This is a genomic window from Sorangiineae bacterium MSr11954, assembly GCA_037157815.1.
Taxonomy (GTDB): domain Bacteria; phylum Myxococcota_A; class Polyangia; order Polyangiales; family Polyangiaceae; genus Pendulispora; species Pendulispora albinea.
On sequence record CP089984.1, the window covers coordinates 7,866,734 to 7,883,065 of the forward strand.

The following is a 16,332-nucleotide window of genomic DNA, read 5'->3' on the forward strand; positions in this document are numbered from 1 at the left end:
TCCCTTTGTCAACGGCCACCGAAAACTGACCCATCTCGGCCATCAAAAACTGACCCACCCCGCCGCGATGGGGGGCACTCACCGCGTGAGCGCCGGCACCTCCTGGGTCGCTTTGGGTTTGCTCTCGTCAGATCTTGAATCTGTCTTTTTGGTGGCCGCGGCCGGGACACGGTCTCCCGGACCGCGAGTGACGAGGACCTCCGCATGCTGGGCCAGACGGTCCAGGAGTGCGGCCGTCAGCTTGTCGTCGACGAAGACCCGGTTCCATTCACTAAAAGCCAGATTCGATGTGATCACCGTTGCGCACCGTTCGTGCCGGGTGGACAAGACGTCGAAGAGCAGCTCTCCGCCGGCTTTTTCAAACGGTACAAAGCCAAGTTCGTCCACCACCAAGAGTGAAACCCTTCGCAGTCGCTCTTGCAGGCGAGAAAGAGCGCGTGCATCCCGGGCCTCGGTCAGTGCCCGGACCAAGTCGGAGGCGCGGTAAAAGAGCACGTGGTGGCCGCGCTTGATGGCCTCGATGGCGAGCGCGATGGCCAAGTGCGTTTTTCCGGTGCCCACGGGGCCCAAGATCACGATGTTGCGCGCCGTCGGAATCCAGGCACCACGAGCCAAGTCTTCGACGCGGGCGCGTTCGAGACCGTGTGGCCTCCGCCAATCGAATTGCGACATCGTTTTGTGCACGGGCAGACGAGCCGCTCGCATGCGGCGCCCAATCGCGTGCTCGGCGCGGACTGCGAGCTCGGCGTCGAGCAACGCCCGCAAGTACTGCAACGGTGACCAGCCTTCGGCCAGCGATTGACGTCCCAGCGTTTCGCACTCTCGTGCGACGGTCGGCAGCTTGAGTACGCGCGTATGGGCGCGTACGGCGGCCAAGAGCACGTTGTCGGTGCTCATGCCGATGCCCTCTCGAGAAGCACGTCGTAGCGCGATAGGTCGGGCGTCTCGACCGCGTATTCCGATAATGCCAGCGGGACAGCGGCGAGGGTTTCGGTGCGCCTTGTGCGTTGCAGAAAGGGCACCAGCGTACCGCACGCAAGGGCGGTGATGATGGCTCGCTTGACCCGACCGACTCCCTCGCGGTCAGCGCGCTCCAACCACGGAGCCAGTCTTCGTGCAGCTTCGATCAGGTCGGGCGAATACCGATTGCAAAGCGTCTCCCAGAGCTCGGGCCATGGTGAGCCGAATTGTGCCACCAACTCGTGAGCGACCTGGCGCAGAGCTTGTGGCTTGCGCGATAGTGGCAGTAACAAATGCCGATAGTCGATACTTCGGCCACCGAAGGCCACGCGAGGATGGCAGATGGTCTCGTCGCCTTTGGCGAAGGTGACGGTGTCGATGCCTAGGAATAGGTCGACCATCTGACCGCACCACCGACTGGGCACCGAGTAGTGAGCGCCCGCGACGAGGTAGCTGGCGTGGTGGCGAAGCTGCACGGTGCGCACCTGGCGGCCGTCAAAAGGCGCTGGGAGAGGCCGCAGCGCGCTGCGCTCGCGGGCCCAGGCCTCGACGTACATCGGATTGCGCGAATGCTGAGCATCGAGGCGTGCTTGCAAAGCCGTGGTCATGGCGGCAAGTGATTCACCGCGCGGAATGGGCACCAAATGCTGGCGACGTACGTGTCCTCCGCGGCGCTCGACTCCTCCCTTGTCGTGGCCTTCGCCGGGGCGGCAAAAACGTGGCTCGAAGGCGTAGTGGGCGCAAAGCGCGGCAAATCGGGGCCGAAGCAGCCGTGGCGCCCCAACGAGGATCTTGGCCACGGCAGCGCTCAAGTTGTCATAGGCCACGGCGGCCACCACCCCCGCGAAGTAGGTAAACGCCGCAACGTGAGCCGCTAAGAACCAAGTGGCGTCTTGTTGCGCGCAGAGCATGGCGAAGTCGCGCCCTGAGTGCATCAAGCGCATCACGAACATCCACGCCTTCTGGCGAATCCCCGAGGGCTCGACCCACACCTCGAAAAAATCCACCTGTGCGAGCTCGCCCGGCGTGTACACCAGGGGAACAGTCACCTCACGCTCACCGCTCCGGAATTCGGCCACCAATCGCCGCACGGTGCGCTCGCTCGCCGTGTGCCCGTTTTCACGCAATAGCTCCCACAGCCGCTTGGCCGTCAGCCGCTGTTTGCCCGCCGTAAAGGATCGGCGCGCTCGCCAGATAGCCGCGGCCGCCGTGGCCACCTCGTCGCGCACCGGGCTTGGTCGGACCTGTTTTTCTGGCCTTGGAACCGGAATCTTGTTGGCCCTCACGTATCGCCGAATCGTGTTTCGCGACAATCCGAGCTCCCGCGCCACTTCTCGAATCGGAACCCCTTCGCTCGCCACCTTGTGTCGAATCACTGCCACCACGTCCATCGGCACCATCCCCGGACGACGACTCCATCGCCCGCTCGCCTGTCCACCCCTTTCAGGGGTGGGTCAATTTTCCCTGGCCGAAACTGCTCCCCCCCGCGCTTCGCTCCGCCGGGTGGGTCAATTTCTGGTGGCCGTCGTGGGTCAATTTAACGTGGCCGCGTACACCCTTCGCAGGGCGGCGCCCACCTGCCAGCGTTTGCGCTCGCCCGGTGATAGCGTGGGCCATCGTTCGAGATCGCCCGGCGCGAGCGCCAAGTCATCGCGCAAACGACGCGCGCCGTCATCGCGCGCCAGCGCGCGGATATCGTCGTGCATCGCATCGACCTGTTGCGCGCAGAGAACGACGCGCGCCCCCTCCGGATCGATGCGAAGGGTGCCGCTGTCGGGGGAGAGCTCCCCGAGGATCAACCGCAACAAGGTCGTTTTGCCGGCACCGTTGGCGCCGACCAGTCCGTACCAGCCCTGGTCGATGGCCAGGGTCACATCCTTTAAAATAGGCGCCGCATACGCAAACGACAGATGCGCGGCGGCGAGAGCCATTCGCTCGCGAGCCATGAAGCCTCCTGATTCCGCCCCGGAGCCGCCGGGGCACGTGTGCGCACCCACCGGCCGCGGACGCCACGAGGAGACGCCACGCGCCGCGAGGAGCGCGAAAAAACACGGTGTGGGATCAGGAAGGGGTACGCATGATCGCGATCGAGCTGCGACCGCGTTGGAGAAGATAGCACGCGTTCCGGGTATCGTCGATGGTTCAGGCGGGCGAGCGCGTCCTTTGCGCGAGGTCGCTCCGGAGGTCGCTCGGCCCGCTCACCGTTTTTTCGCCGGCGCGGAGAGCTCGCGCACGATGCTCGCGATACGGCGGATACGCGTCTCCGCCTTTACTGCCTTTTCAATGGCTTCGACGTGTTCTCGCTGATGGGAATAACTGAGCTCTCCCCACCGCTCCCACGCGGGCGGGGCGGCTCGAAGCGCTTTCACCAATTCCGGAGGAGGCTTTACCTCGCGCGTCTCCGTGTCCAGCTCCAATGTCACGTCGAGCGTCTCTCCGCCCTCGAGCCCGGCCGCTTCGCGATTGCTCTTGCGCAGCGGAATGCAAAGCGGGCCTCCCATCGCGGCGATGGTGCTTCGATAGGTGTAGCCATTGAGGGTGACCTTGACGGGCGCACGCGTCTTTCCAAATACCGGCTTCGGATCGAACGGGATCGGAATGAAGCAGGTGGATCCATCTCGGAAGATGGTGGCCTTGAACGTCTTCGAGCTCATCGCCCATCATGATGTCACGGGCGGGACGCCAGATCCATCGGCGCGCGGCGCCAAACATCATAGCCGGCCCGACACGATCAACCCCGCGCTCCCAACGCCCACGCTCGGCGCCACACGCACGGACGCCGCTCGCGATTCGCGCTTGGGTGCCGTGAAGAACAGGACGGTCCCCGTCGTGATCAGCGCGGCGGCGGCGCCGAATAGAATCGTCGACGCGACCGCTTTGCTGCGCGCGCTCTCGGTCTTCTCCTGCCCCGCCGCGTTGCACGTCTTGTCGCTCGACTGACAATCGGCGTCGAATGCATCGTCGTAAGTCGATTTGGCGCTCAATCCGAAATAGGTCCCCGCAAGCAATGACGCGAGCCCCGCGCCCCCCACGGCGAGACCAACGGTCCGCTGCGTTCCAAACGGCGAACGGTGCGCCGCAGGATCCTGCAGCGCCGAGGACGCGATCTCCTGCTGCAAAGGGTCACTTGCGTTGGGGAATGCAGATGCGCGCGAAGGGGCGGCCCTTTCGAGCAAGGGCACATCCACCCGAACGACGCCGGACTCCGCGACGCGAGCTTTGGTGCTCCATGGTTTGCAACCGGGTGCCGAGGCCTCCACGAGGACGTCGCCCGGATCCGCCGCAACGGCGGCCCCGAGCTCTTCCCGTGGAACGACGATCCCATTGCGTCGAACGACGATCGCCGGAACGACGTTCGAGTCGGTGATCAGGATGCGCGCGAGCCGCGGCTCCAGCGCATTGGCGCGGTTGAGCGCCAGTTGTTCTCGGGCGCTTTGCCCGGCACGGGCCGCAAAGACGGCCACCTCACGGTAGAGAGACCATGCGCTCGCCGTGCGCCCGAGCTTCTCGTAACACTCGGCGAGCTTGCCGCGGGTGCCGATCCCGGGGAGGCGCGCCAAGCTCGCCTCGAATTTCGGACATGCCTGCGCGTAATTCCCTTGTGCAAAGAACGCCATCCCCTCATTGAACAACGTGCGGCCGGCAACCTCCGCCTCGCTCGATTGCGCGTAGGCGGGCATGGGCGCAAACATGAACGCGATCGCGCTCGTAAACGTAAACGCGAACACGAATGAAGCGCAAACGAACCGTGCCGGGACGCGGACGACGCGCGTTGCAAAGCGGCATTCGAGGGTCATGCTTGGGCGTGCCATTGGGAGCCTCATGGGTTAATCCGGTGTTGCGAAGAGATCCGTCGGTTTCGCCGGACGGCGGGGGTTGGCCGGCGGCGATGGCTTCGTGGACGCGGACGGGTAAGGCGGGGTGCTGCCGGCGGACGCCGTGGGTGCGGGCAACACGGGCGACGACGACGCCGGCGATGCGGGCGTCACGCGTGCGCTGACGGCGGTGCTCCCAGGCGCGGAGGCATCGCGATCGGGCGCGGCGGCGAACGATGGCATCGGCATGAGCATCGTCACGGCCGAGGCCCGCGGTGTCGGATTTTCGTGCGGTGAAGGGTTAGCCGCGACCTGCCAGGTATCGGACCATCGCAAAGCGCCGATCACGACCGCGCTCGAAATGCCGAGCAGCGCAAGGGAGCCGACCAACGCCGCGACCAGCCACTCCGATTTGCGCGGGCTCGCATGACTGGACGAGACGGCTGCGTGGTCGAGGGTGGCTTGGGTCGCGACCTGGGTATGAATCGGCACGGAGGTGGGTGCATCGTCGCGGCTCGAATCGCCTTGTCGCCCGTAGGTCGGCGCGGCCGCGATCTGCAGCGTGGCGCTCGCGATGGGGGCGGAGTATCTCGATGCCCCGAGCGATTGGAGCGCCATCAAAAGATCGTGGGTGCTCGCAAAACGCTGGTTGGGGTCTTTTTGCAAGCAGCGGGCGACGATGGCGTTCACGTCGGCCGGTAGCTCGGGGACGAGCTCGCGCACGGTGCGCGGCGGGTCGTGCAGGACGGAGACGAGCATTTCCCCCATCGACGGCGCGCGAAAGACGCGCTCACCGGTGAGGAGCTGAAAGAAAATCGACCCGAGCGCATAAATATCCGTTCGTGCATCGACGTATTTCGAGTTGCGAATCTGCTCGGGGGACATATACGCGGGCGAGCCCATGAGGGTTCCGGTCCGCGTGCTGGCCACGTCCGAGACATCGTTCGCGCCGATGAACTTGGATATACCAAAATCGAGTACTTTGATGATGGTCGTTCCGTCCGGCCGTCGGGTGAGGAACAAATTGTGAGGCTTGAGATCGCGATGGATGATCCCGGCGCCATGCGCCTCGACCATCGCTTTGCACGCGCCGATCATGTACTCGACCGCTTCGGCAACGGGAAGACGCCCGCGAGCTCGGAGCACGGCGTCGAGATCGGCGCCTTCGAGAAACTCCATGACGATGTAGGGCGCGCCCGTATCGAGTGTGCCAAAGTCCATGACGCGGGCGATGTGATCTCCACGCAGCCGGGCAGCCGCCTGTGCTTCGCGAATGAAACGCTCCGCTGCTCCCGCGACATCGAGCGCAGATGGAATCATGAATTTGAGCGCAACGAGGGATCCCAATGTGACATGTCGTGCCGCTACGACAACGCCCATTCCGCCCGCGCCGAGCACCCGCTCCACGCGGTATTTGCCCGCGAGGACCCCCCCCACTTCAGCAGAAGCGCTCATTGAACAATGATAATATCATTAACCGAGTAACGGGGTCCGTCATTTACAGTAGCCTGAGCGCATAGCATGCGATCCACAAAGGCTTTGGTGCTGGTGGGGTCCGCGATTGCCGCAGGGGGCTGCGCTGCCGTCTTCGGGCTCGACGAAACGTCGTTGCGCGATCGCGGTGGTGGGGGCGGAAACAGTGATGCTGCACCGGGACGGGATTCGGGGGGCGATGGGATACGTGGAGGAGAGTGTCCGACCAAGAATGTCATGACGGATCCGGAGAGTTGCGGGAGGTGCGATCATTCGTGCGGCGGTGCCGGGGCGACATGCACTGCCGGTATGTGCGATCCGGTTCGGTTCGCGCCGGTGCCGGTGGCTTCACTTCCGTACTCGACGAATATGGTGCTCGACCAACGGGGCGCGGTCGTGACCAATGGATTGGACGTGGGCGGCGTGTACTATGTGCCGTTCGATGGAGGTGGCAGGGTCGACACGATTGCTTCGCCACAGACGGGGCCGCAAGAGCCTTCATCCGACGGCGCGCGGGTCTGCTGGTTCATTGGGAACAATACCATCCAGTGCACTTTGCACGACGGCGGTTCTCTCGTGGTAGCCAACGATAACTTGGGTAGCCCGCGATCGACCGCCATCGTTGGCGGGCAGGCCTATTGGATCGCCAATGCAGCAAGCGATCTCCGGCGTTTCCCGCTCGATGGGAGCACCAATAGAGCCACGATTGTCGCCACATATGCGTCAAATGGATTCTCGGGCGCACGCTCGCTGGTGATCGATGGAAGTCGGTTCGTCTGGCTCGTTCGCGACAATAAGGCCATCGCCGCTGCAACCTTGGACGGCACCCTTCCTGCCGCCGCCACGACCGTCGCCAAGATCCCACGGGTCGCTCCCAACGCGGTCGCCGTCGGCGCGAACGCCTACTACGTCGTCGCCGAGGACTTGGGCGAAATGGGCGGCCTCTATCGAGCGCCGAAGGACGGTACCGGAGGCGACGCCACGCCGCTCGTACGCCAGTCGCTCATCGAGCCGACCATCGCTGTCGATGCAAATTACGCTTATTACACAGACCGAAACGGCGGCACCATCTACCGTTTCCCACTTAACGCCACGCTGCCCGATGGCGGTACGGCATTTCCGGAGGCCATCGCCAAGGGCCAAGGCAGCCCCACGGGCATCGGCGTGACCGACAAGTTCGTCTACTGGCTCAATGTCAGCGGCGCCAATACCGGACTGATGCGCGTCGCCAAGTAACCCAGCACAAGTTCGCCTCCCGCGACCGAGCGCGCCGCCCCACAACCCGGCACGAACCGGGTGAGTGTTGACGGCCGCCGCGGATGATGCGGATGACGCGGGCGATGCAGATGACGCGGATGACGCCGACGCCGGCGATGCAGGCGCCACGGGTGCGCTGGCCCGGAGCTTTCCAGCACGGAGGCATCGCGATCGGGCGCGGCGGAGGTCGATGGCGTAGGCAACGCCATGGTCGCGGTCGAGGTCAGCGGTGCCAAAGTTTCTTGCGATGGATCGGTCACGGCGGGCGCGCCATGCGTCGGACCATCGCAACGCGCCGATCACGACCGCGCCCGAAATGCCGAGCAGCGCAAGGGAGCCGACTACCGCAGCGACCAGCCACTCCGATTTGCGCGGGCGCGCATGACTGGACGAGACGGCTGCGTGGTCGAGCGTGGCTTGGGTCGCACCTGGGTGTGAAATGGGACGGCTGTGGGCGTACTGTCGGAGCTCGAGTCTCCCTGCCTCCCGTACGTCGGCGTCGCGGCGATCTGCAGAGGGACGCTCGTGACCGGGGCGGAATATCGTGGCGCCTCCAGCGATTGAAGTGCCGTCAAAAGATCGCGGGTGCTAACAAATTGTGAGGCTTGAGATCGCGATGGATGATCCCGGCGCCATGCGCCTCGACCATCGCTTTGCACGTGCCGATCATGTACTCGACCGCTTCGGCAACGGGAAGGCGCCCGCGAACTCTGATCACGGCGTCGAGATCAGCACCGTCGAGAAACTCCATGACGATGTAGGGCGCGCCCGTATCGAGTGTGCCAAGATCCGTGACGTGGGCGATGTGATCTCCACGCAGTCGAGCGACCGCCTGTGCTTCGCGAATGAAACGCTCCGCTGCTCCCGCAACATCGAGCGCGGATGGAATCATGAATTTGAGCGCAACGAGGGATCCCAATGTGACATGTCGTGCCGCTACGACAACGCCCATTCCGCCCGCGCCGAGCACCCGCTCCACGCGGTATTTGCCCGCGAGGACCTCCCCCACTTCAGCAGAAGCGCTCATTGAACAATGATAATATCATTAACCGAGTAACGGGGGTCCGTCATTTACAGTAGCCTGAGCGCATAGCATGCGATCCACAAAGGCTTTGGTGCTGGTGGGGTCCGCGATTGCCGCGGGGGGCTGCGCTGCCGTCTTCGGGCTTGACGAAACGTCGTTGCGCGAGCGCGGTGGCGGGGGCGGAAGTATCGATGCCGCACCGAGGGTGGACTCGGGGTGGGATGGGATACGTGGAGGAGAGTGTCCGACCAAGAACGTCCTGACGGATCCGGAGAGCTGCGGCGCGTGCAATCATTCGTGCGGCGGCGGCGGGGCGACTTGCACGGCGGGGAGGTGCGATCCGGTTCGGTTCGCGCCAGTGCCGGTGCCGGCTTCGCTTAAAGATGCGACGGGGTTGGCGCTCGATCAGAGGGGTGCGGTCGTGACCAATGGATCGGAGGCGGGCGGCGTGTACTACGTGCCGTTCGATGGAGCGGGCAGCTTCAGCGTGATCGCTTCGTCGCAGTTATGGCCGAGCGGGCCTTCGTCCGATAGCACACGCGTCTGCTGGGGCCTTGGGAACATTACCGTTCCGTGCAGCTTGCATGACGGTGGTTCTTTCGTGCTAGCCCACGATAACACGGGCACCGCGCGGTCGACGGCTATCGTAGGCGGGGAGGCTTATTGGATCACTAATGGAACGAGCGACCTCCGGCGTTTCCCACTCGATGGGAGCACGGACAAGGCAACGATCGTCGCCACGTATGAAACAGGCGGCTTCTCGGGCGGCCGCTCGCTGGTGATCGATGGGAATCGATTCGTCTGGGTCGTTCGCGACAACAAGGCCATCGCCGCCGCAACCTTGGAGGGCCCCCTTCCTGCCGCCGCCATGACCGTCGCCAAGCTCCCACTCGTCTCTCCCAACGCCGTCGCCGTCGGCGCGAACGCATACTACGTCGTCGCCGAAGACTTGGCCGAAATGGGCGGTCTCTATCGAGCACCAAAGGACGGCACCGGAGTCAACGCCACGGCGCTCCTGCGCCAGTCACTCATCGAGCCGACGATCGCTGTCGATGCAAATTACGCTTATTACACGGACCGAAACGGCGGCACCATCTACCGCTTCCCGCTGACCGCCTCCTTGCCAGACGGCGGCGCGGCAAACGCGGAGCCCATCGCCAAGGGCCAGGGCAGCCCCACGTCCATCGCCGTAACCGACAAATTCGTCTATTGGCTCAATGTCAGCGGCGCCAATACCGGACTGATGCGCGTCGCCAAGTAACCCAGCACAAATTCGCCTCCCGCGACCGAGCGCGCCGCCCCACGACCCGGTGCGAACCGGGCGCGCCTTGACTTTATCAGGTCCCTGATCAAATATCAGGACCCTGATACAAAGGACCCCCATGAACCACCAAGACTTTTCCGACCAAGTCGTCGTCATCACCGGCGCCAGCGCAGGCGTCGGCGCAGCCACCGCCGAGGAGCTCGCGCGCCGCGGCGCCTCCGTCGTCCTCGCAGCCCGGCGCGCCCCAGAGCTCGACGAAGTCCGCGCCCGCTGCGGCGACAAGGCACTCGCCGTCGTCGCCGACGTCACGAAGCGCCAGGACGTACAGCGCATCTTCGACCAAGCCATTGCCAAATTCGAACGCATCGACATTTGGATCAACAACGCCGGCCGCGGCCAAATCCGGCCCGTCCTGGAGATCACCGACGAAGACCTCGACACCATGATCCGCGACAACACGAGGTCCGTGCTCTACGGCATGCAAGTCGTCACACCGCACCTCCAGGCGCGCGGCAACGGCGCCATCGTCAACGTCTCATCGATCGTCGCCCGAATGCATGTCCCGCGTCCCGTCGGCTCCTACGCCGCCGCAAAAGCGGCCATGTCGCGTCTCTCGGACGCACTCCGTGGCGAGCTCGCGCAATCGCACCCCGAGATCCGCGTGGTCGCCGTCTACCCCGGTGCCATCGCCACGGACTTCGGCCAGAACGCGCTCGGCCAAAAAGCCGATTCCCGCAAGTCCCCCGGCGCACAGTCCGCAGAGGACGTCGCACACATCGTCTGCGAAGCCGCACTCAAGAGCCGCGGCGACATTTACACGCTGCCAAACGGCCCCGCCATGGTGCGCGAGTACACGGAGAAGCAACTCGCCCCCCTCGGGCCCACACCATGACCTGCGCTCCATGACCTGCGCCCCATAACCCGCGCTCCATGACCGCGCTCGATGACCTGCGCCCCACAACCCGCGCTCCACGACCCGCACACAGCACGAACAGGACGAGCAACGCGAACGAGCAGCACAAACCAAAAAGAGCTACTCCGACCGCCGCCGCGCTCCACGACCCGCACACAGCACGAACAGGACGAGCAGCACGAACAAGACAAGCAGCACGAACGAGCAGCACAAACCAAAAAGAGCTACCCCGACCGCCGCCGCACACCGCCCCCCGCACGTGACGCACGCTTCTTCCCTTGCCCAGCCTCGAGCGTCACCGCAACCGCATCGAGATGCTTCAAAAACGTCCGCCGCTGGCCCTCGGACATAGCCTCGAGCGCCGCGGTCTCGACGTCGAACATCTGCTTATGCCCCGCCGCCACGCGTTTCTTTCCCTCGCTGGTCAACTGCAGCGCAATCTCACGCCGACCGTCCTCGGCCTCGACCCGCTCGACCAGCTTTGCGTTCTCCAACCCCCGAATCAACTCGTTCATCGTTTGCGGGGTCACGAAGCAAATCCGCGCCAAGGTCGCGTTCGAGGCCCCCGGGTTGGCCGAGAGCGCGAGCATCGTCGAATATTGGGGAGGGGATATTCCAACGTCCTCCAGCGCGGACTCCGCGGACACACGAATCGCGGTCTGAAGTCGCTTGATGCGATAGAAGAGCCGGCCTTCGAGTTGGGGTAGCGCCTTCGACATGGATGGCTCCTGTATATCGCGCACCCCCTCCCGTTCCGCGGAAATTCGCCACGTCGCGACTGGCGCGCTCACTCGATGCTTCGGGTGCTTCGCTCGCAGCCCTCGTTGTTCCCCAGCTCGCACGCGCGCTTGGCGTCGGCCAATGCCTCGTCTTTTTTTCCGAGCTCGCGGTACGCGGTCGCGCGCTTCATGAAGCCACGGCCATCCTCGGGGTGAATCGCGATGTACGCGCTCCACAACGTGGGGAGCTCGCCCCACTCGCCCTGACGGCTGAGCGCGTAATAGAGCTGCTCGAGGGCGCGGTAGTCGCCGGGGTTCTGCTTTGCGCGCGCGCGCACCGCGGCGATGCGCTCGGGGGTGGTCGCGTCGGCCAGGGAGATGTGCGCCTGGTGGTATTGCACCGTCGGATCCATGGGACCGAGCGCGCGGGCGAGATCCATCACGTCGAGCGCGCGCTCTCGCTGCCCTGCTTTTTCCAGCTGCCGCGCTTCGTAAATGAGCCCTTGAAGGGTATAGGGATAGGTCGATTTCACGCCATAGCCCGTGGGATCGCAGCGCAGGGCGATGAGCATATCGTTTCCCGCGGCCAGATAGTCATGCCGGTCGAGCTGCACGGCCGCCCGCGCGGCCAAGATGGATGACACCAGCGGGCGCAGCGTATTGGCGCGGTCGAGATCGGCCAGCGCCTCGTCGTAACGCGCGAGCGCGCGGAGCGCCCGGGCGCGGGTCGAGTAGAACTCCCAGTGGTGGATCCGCTCGGTCGTGCCCCGAATCAGCGAGAGCGCCTCCTCGTACTTCTTTTGGGACATGAGAAGATCGGCCCGGTCGCTGTCTTCGTAGCCCGCGAGCACACGCAAACGCGGATTGCGCGTCAACGGGCTCTCGGCCACGAAGGCGCGCATCTTCTCGTAGCTTCCGCCCCAGCGCGGCGTGAGCGTGATGATATAGGGGCCACGCCAGAGGAGGCACGCATCGCAGATGGCGATGCCGCGCTCGCGCATCCGCTCCAGCAAGGCACGGTCGGAGGCAATCCTGGCAACGTTGATGCCGATGCGAACAGCCGACAACGATTTGGGCCGCAACGCGAGCGCGCGCTCGAGATCCGCCACGGACGCTTGGCCCGCGCTCCTTGCCTCCGTGAACTCTTGCTGCGAGGTCTCGCGCGCAAATCGGTCCCCCCGCGCGGCCACCATTTTCCCGAGACGATGGCCACCGCGCGCGATGTAAGGAGCGAACGACTCCGGGGTCGCCGCGACCCAGGCATCGAGATCGGCGTCGATGTCCGCCTCGGAGCTGTCGAACGCCTCGCCGAATTCAACTGGCCAATATTCGTTCTTTGGATCGCGCTCGAACGCGTCCTGGAGCTCTTCGGCATAGGCCGTGAGCTCGCGGTAGCGCCGCACCTGGAGCAATGTCCGGAATCCCACGGTGTCGACGTGCTTCGTGGGGTAGCCGTCGGGATCGCGGCCCTCCTGCCCGACCATGGGCAGCGCGGTTGGAATGGGGCCCGGCGCCATACGAACAATCGCCGTCGCGCGCTCCTGGCGCGTCGCGACACCATGCCGGTCCGCGTAGCGACCGTAATAAACATGCCGTGCAAGAACGTAGAGGCCCCAGGCGAGGGCCACGGATGCGACGAACGCGATGGCCACCCATGGGCGGACGATGCGCGGTTTTGGTGGAGGGGGAGCGGGCGGCGGCGACGGCTGTCGATATGGGACCATGAAAAGGCCGATTGTAGATGGCCTTTCGACGCAGTCCAGCGCGTCATCCCCCCATGACATCGCGAATCCACATCGAAACGACTTGTACGCGCGCGTTGGCCCGGTCGTCCTCGTGGTGGAGCGCCCACACCTCGCGCGGGGCAATGGCGGGGTGTTGGGGCAATACCTGCACCAGGCGCGGGTCGGCCTGGCCGATTCGTTCGTACATCAAGACGAGACCCAGGCCCGCGGCGCAAGCCTCCACCAAGGTCGAGGCCGTGGTCGCACGTAGAACTACACGCGCGCGCGGAACGTGCTCGTCCAGCCATGCGAGCGCGGGATCCTTCTTCGCCGGCGAGGGCTCGACATAGCCAAGCCAGGTGTGCGCCTTCAAATCGCGCAGGTGGCGCGGCGCGTTTCGGTCGCGGAGGTACGGTTTGCTCGCAAAAATACCGATTCGCAGCGGCGCGAGGCGGTGGGCGACCAAGTTGGGATTCGACGGGCGCACCGTTCGAACGGCGATGTCGGCTTCGCGCCTGGCCAGATCGAGGACGCGAGATTCGCTGACCCATTGCACGTGAAGGCCCGGGTGGCGCGCGCGGAGCAAGGCCAGGGTGGGCACCAGAACGTAGTTGGTCAAACCGTCGCTCGCCGTCACGCGCACGGTACCGGTGGGGCCCGCGTCGCTGCCGCGCGCCTGCCGCTCGATGCTCACCGCGTCGAGCTCGATGCGCTCGATGGCGGGGACGAGCACCTCCGCCGCCGGCGTGAGCACATGCCCCTCCGCGACGCGGCGCACCAGGCGCGTGCCGACGGCGCGCTCGAGCGAACGAAGCTTGCGCCCCACGGTGGTGGCGTCGACGCCGAGCGCCTTTGCCGCCTTTTCGTGGCTTCGATGGCGGTGGACGGCGAGGAGAAAGCGCAGATCGTTCCAGTTCATGGCTCCTGCAGGATTGCACGTGCGACCTGCAAATGTGAGCCCTGACGGCGAACCGCCGTCGAGCACACAACTGCGGCATGAAGACTTACGTGTACCAAGACCGAATCGCCCTCGATGCGCTCACCGTGGTCGAGCGCCCCGACCCCACCCCCGGCCCGTACGACATGGTGGTGCGCATGCTCGCCGCGTCCTTGAACTTCCGCGATCTGGCGATGGCGCGCGGTCATTACCACGCCGATACCAAGGCGCCGATGGTGCCGCTCTCGGACGGCGTCGGTGAGGTGGTCCAGATCGGCGCCTCGGTGACCCGCTTCCAGATCGGCGATCGCGTGTGCCCGACGTACCTGCCCGATTGGATCGATGGCCCGCTGCAACCGGCCAAGGCGCGGCGACGGCTCGGGGGCCCCAGCGACGGTGTTCTAACCGAAGCCATGTGCGTGCACGAAGAGGCGGCCGTGCGCGCGCCACGCCATTTGGATCACGCCGAGGCCGCGACCCTCCCCATCACCGCGGTCACCGCATGGCACGTGCTTTACCGCACCGGGTGCGTGCGCCCCGGGGAGACGGTCCTCGTGCAAGGCACGGGCGGCATCTCGCTCGCGGCCTTGCAGTTCGCGCGGGCGGGCGGTGCGCGCGTGGTGGCGCTCACGCGCGGCGATCGCCATGCAGCCAAGCTGCGTGAGCTCGGCGCGAGCGACGTCATCCCCCGAGGCGACGCGCCCGATTGGCCCCGCGACGTGATCGCGTGCACCGGCGGTCGCGGGGTCGATGTGGCCGTCGATGTCGTGGGCGGACCCTCGCTGGCGCGCACCATCGCGGCGACCCGATTGGGCGCGACCCTTCACCTCGTGGGCTATACGGCCGACACCTCGGCGACGATCGATATCTTCGATGCGATCCGCCATGGCGCCAACGTTCATGCCGCCACGGCGGGGAGCCGCGAGAGCTTCGAGTCGATGGTGCGCGCCCTCGAAGCGCACTCCATCCGGCCCCCGGTCGACCGCGTCTTTGCGTTCGACCGGGCGCGCGACGCCCTCGAGCACCTCGCCTCGGGCGGTCACTTCGGAAAAGTGGTGATTGAATTTTCTCGAGCACCCTAAAACGCACTTTGGGTCCCGACGTGTGCGACGGATCGTGAGCGGATCACACCTTATTTCTCGGAAAGTCTTCTCCATATCGGCCGCGCGTCGATAATCTTTCGTTCAAGAACGACGAGCCTCGCCGCATCTGAGCACATTCCGCGCGAGGGCCCGCCAGCGCAGGGAGGAGGAGAAGCCATTCGAAAAGCGCATGAGCGCCGCCGCGATCGGGGCGCTCGTCTTGCTGCAAATCGCTCTATTTCTGGTCGAAAATCGGAGGAGGGAGGCCGCCCCCGAGCGCGCGGCGACCATGGTGGCCGCTCACGGATCACTCGGGCGCGGGCTCGTCCGCGCCGCGTCCGTTCACCGCCCAGGAGGCGTTGACGTGTCGGACGATGGGATCCATTTGCTGCTTGAGCGACTCGGCGTATTGGAATCGCAGGCTGAACATGACTCCGTTCTTGATGACGATCCGCTCCCAGAAGATGTAGCCGTCCTTTTTGCCCGTGGCCCAACACCCCGTCTTCGACTCGGTGTGGGACATGACATTGGCCGAATTGGCACACATCGGCCCGGTCCCCATATCGTGAATGCCCGAGGCGCCGATGGCCACGAGCTTCCCGAGCCGCCATTGCGCCCCGTCTCCGTTGTCCGGCGCGGGCATGGCCTTGAAGGAGCTGGGAGCGTCCACATTGAAGTCGAATCGATCGTTGTGGTAGCCGACATACGTCTGTTTTCGGTCCAGGACGCGGGGATCGACCTTTCCTGCTTTGTAATCCGCCGAGCCATAGAGGAACTCATCGCTGAAATCCCTCGGCGCCTCGGCAGAGGTGGCAGAGGTGGCGGAGGTCGCAGAGGTGGCCGACGGCTTCGCAGATGGCGACGCGCTGGCCACCGGGGGCGCCTTTGGGGGTTCGGCGCTGGGGGCCGCGGGCGCGGCGGCTGGGGACGCGGAGGATGCGCCGCTCGTCGCGGATGGATCGGGCGACGATCGGCAGGAGGCGAGGAAGGTGAGGAGCGGCACGAGCGCGAGGAGCGGGCGTAGGTTCATCGACGCGATGCATAATGCGGCGCGCTTCGTGGAGCGCAAATCGTTCAGCGTGGCCGGTCCTGACCGGCGTGAGGTTCGGTCTACCGATCGGTAATTTAACGTACAAAACATCGCTAAATTCGGGATATGGGAGA

General features: G+C 65.2%; 15 protein-coding genes. 4 read left to right on the plus strand and 11 right to left on the minus strand.

All coding sequences use genetic code 11. The features are described 5' to 3' along the window. Positions 1-78: 78 nt before the first annotated feature. The 6 genes from istB to LZC94_30425 all read right to left on the minus strand — a co-directional run bounded on the left by istB (position 79) and on the right by LZC94_30425 (position 6,230). Positions 79-897, minus strand: a complete 819-nt coding sequence (gene istB / locus LZC94_30400) for an IS21-like element helper ATPase IstB (GenBank protein ID WXB12152.1) — start codon at positions 895-897, stop codon at positions 79-81. Continuing rightward, positions 894-2,360 (minus strand): IS21 family transposase, encoded by a 1,467-nt coding sequence (gene istA / locus LZC94_30405; protein WXB12153.1) that lies wholly within the window; start codon positions 2,358-2,360, stop codon positions 894-896. Before istA ends, istB begins: the two co-directional genes overlap by 4 nt. Positions 2,361-2,492: 132 nt before the next feature. Then, positions 2,493-2,906 (minus strand): ATP-binding cassette domain-containing protein, encoded by a 414-nt coding sequence (locus tag LZC94_30410; GenBank protein WXB12154.1) that lies wholly within the window; start codon positions 2,904-2,906, stop codon positions 2,493-2,495. Between the two features lie 252 nt (positions 2,907-3,158). Then, positions 3,159-3,614, minus strand: a complete 456-nt coding sequence (locus LZC94_30415) for a YdeI/OmpD-associated family protein (GenBank protein WXB12155.1) — start codon at positions 3,612-3,614, stop codon at positions 3,159-3,161. 57 nt (positions 3,615-3,671) lie between these two features. Then, positions 3,672-4,652: a tetratricopeptide repeat protein gene (locus LZC94_30420; GenBank protein ID WXB12156.1), complete on the minus strand. Its 981-nt coding sequence runs from the start codon at positions 4,650-4,652 to the stop codon at positions 3,672-3,674. A gap of 135 nt (positions 4,653-4,787) precedes the next feature. Further along, complete coding sequence (locus LZC94_30425; GenBank protein ID WXB12157.1) at positions 4,788-6,230, minus strand: protein kinase; 1,443 nt, start codon at positions 6,228-6,230, stop codon at positions 4,788-4,790. A 387-nt stretch (positions 6,231-6,617) separates the two neighbouring features. Between LZC94_30425 and LZC94_30430 the strand changes: the two genes are divergently transcribed. Further along, positions 6,618-7,484, plus strand: coding sequence for a hypothetical protein (locus tag LZC94_30430; GenBank protein ID WXB12158.1), 867 nt, complete (start codon positions 6,618-6,620; stop codon positions 7,482-7,484). A 592-nt stretch (positions 7,485-8,076) separates the two neighbouring features. On the opposite strand, the gene LZC94_30435 is transcribed toward LZC94_30430, so the two are convergent. After that, positions 8,077-8,532 carry a serine/threonine protein kinase gene (locus LZC94_30435; protein ID WXB12159.1) on the minus strand — a complete coding sequence of 152 codons (456 nt, stop codon included), beginning with the start codon at positions 8,530-8,532 and terminating at the stop codon, positions 8,077-8,079. A gap of 418 nt (positions 8,533-8,950) precedes the next feature. Between LZC94_30435 and LZC94_30440 the strand changes: the two genes are divergently transcribed. Both LZC94_30440 and LZC94_30445 read left to right on the plus strand, forming a co-directional pair. Further along, positions 8,951-9,790, plus strand: a complete 840-nt coding sequence (locus LZC94_30440; protein WXB12160.1) for a hypothetical protein — start codon at positions 8,951-8,953, stop codon at positions 9,788-9,790. A gap of 121 nt (positions 9,791-9,911) precedes the next feature. Further along, positions 9,912-10,685, plus strand: a complete 774-nt coding sequence (locus tag LZC94_30445) for an SDR family oxidoreductase (protein WXB12161.1) — start codon at positions 9,912-9,914, stop codon at positions 10,683-10,685. Positions 10,686-10,930: 245 nt separating this feature from the next. Here the strand turns inward: LZC94_30445 and LZC94_30450 are convergent, their stop codons facing one another. The 3 genes from LZC94_30450 to LZC94_30460 all read right to left on the minus strand — a co-directional run bounded on the left by LZC94_30450 (position 10,931) and on the right by LZC94_30460 (position 14,068). Further along, a complete protein-coding gene (locus LZC94_30450; protein ID WXB12162.1) occupies positions 10,931-11,425 on the minus strand; it encodes a MarR family winged helix-turn-helix transcriptional regulator in 495 nt (164 codons plus the stop codon). A 68-nt stretch (positions 11,426-11,493) separates the two neighbouring features. Further along, entirely contained in the window at positions 11,494-13,149 is a 1,656-nt protein-coding gene (locus LZC94_30455) for a DUF4034 domain-containing protein (GenBank protein ID WXB12163.1), read from the minus strand. A 43-nt stretch (positions 13,150-13,192) separates the two neighbouring features. Next, entirely contained in the window at positions 13,193-14,068 is an 876-nt protein-coding gene (locus tag LZC94_30460; protein WXB12164.1) for a LysR family transcriptional regulator, read from the minus strand. A 77-nt stretch (positions 14,069-14,145) separates the two neighbouring features. Here LZC94_30460 and LZC94_30465 point away from each other — a divergent pair, with 77 nt between their 5' ends. Then, a complete protein-coding gene (locus LZC94_30465) occupies positions 14,146-15,168 on the plus strand; it encodes an NAD(P)-dependent alcohol dehydrogenase (GenBank protein WXB12165.1) in 1,023 nt (340 codons plus the stop codon). 307 nt (positions 15,169-15,475) lie between these two features. Here the strand turns inward: LZC94_30465 and LZC94_30470 are convergent, their stop codons facing one another. Continuing rightward, positions 15,476-16,198 carry a hypothetical protein gene (locus tag LZC94_30470; GenBank protein WXB12166.1) on the minus strand — a complete coding sequence of 241 codons (723 nt, stop codon included), beginning with the start codon at positions 16,196-16,198 and terminating at the stop codon, positions 15,476-15,478. Positions 16,199-16,332: the final 134 nt, after the last annotated feature.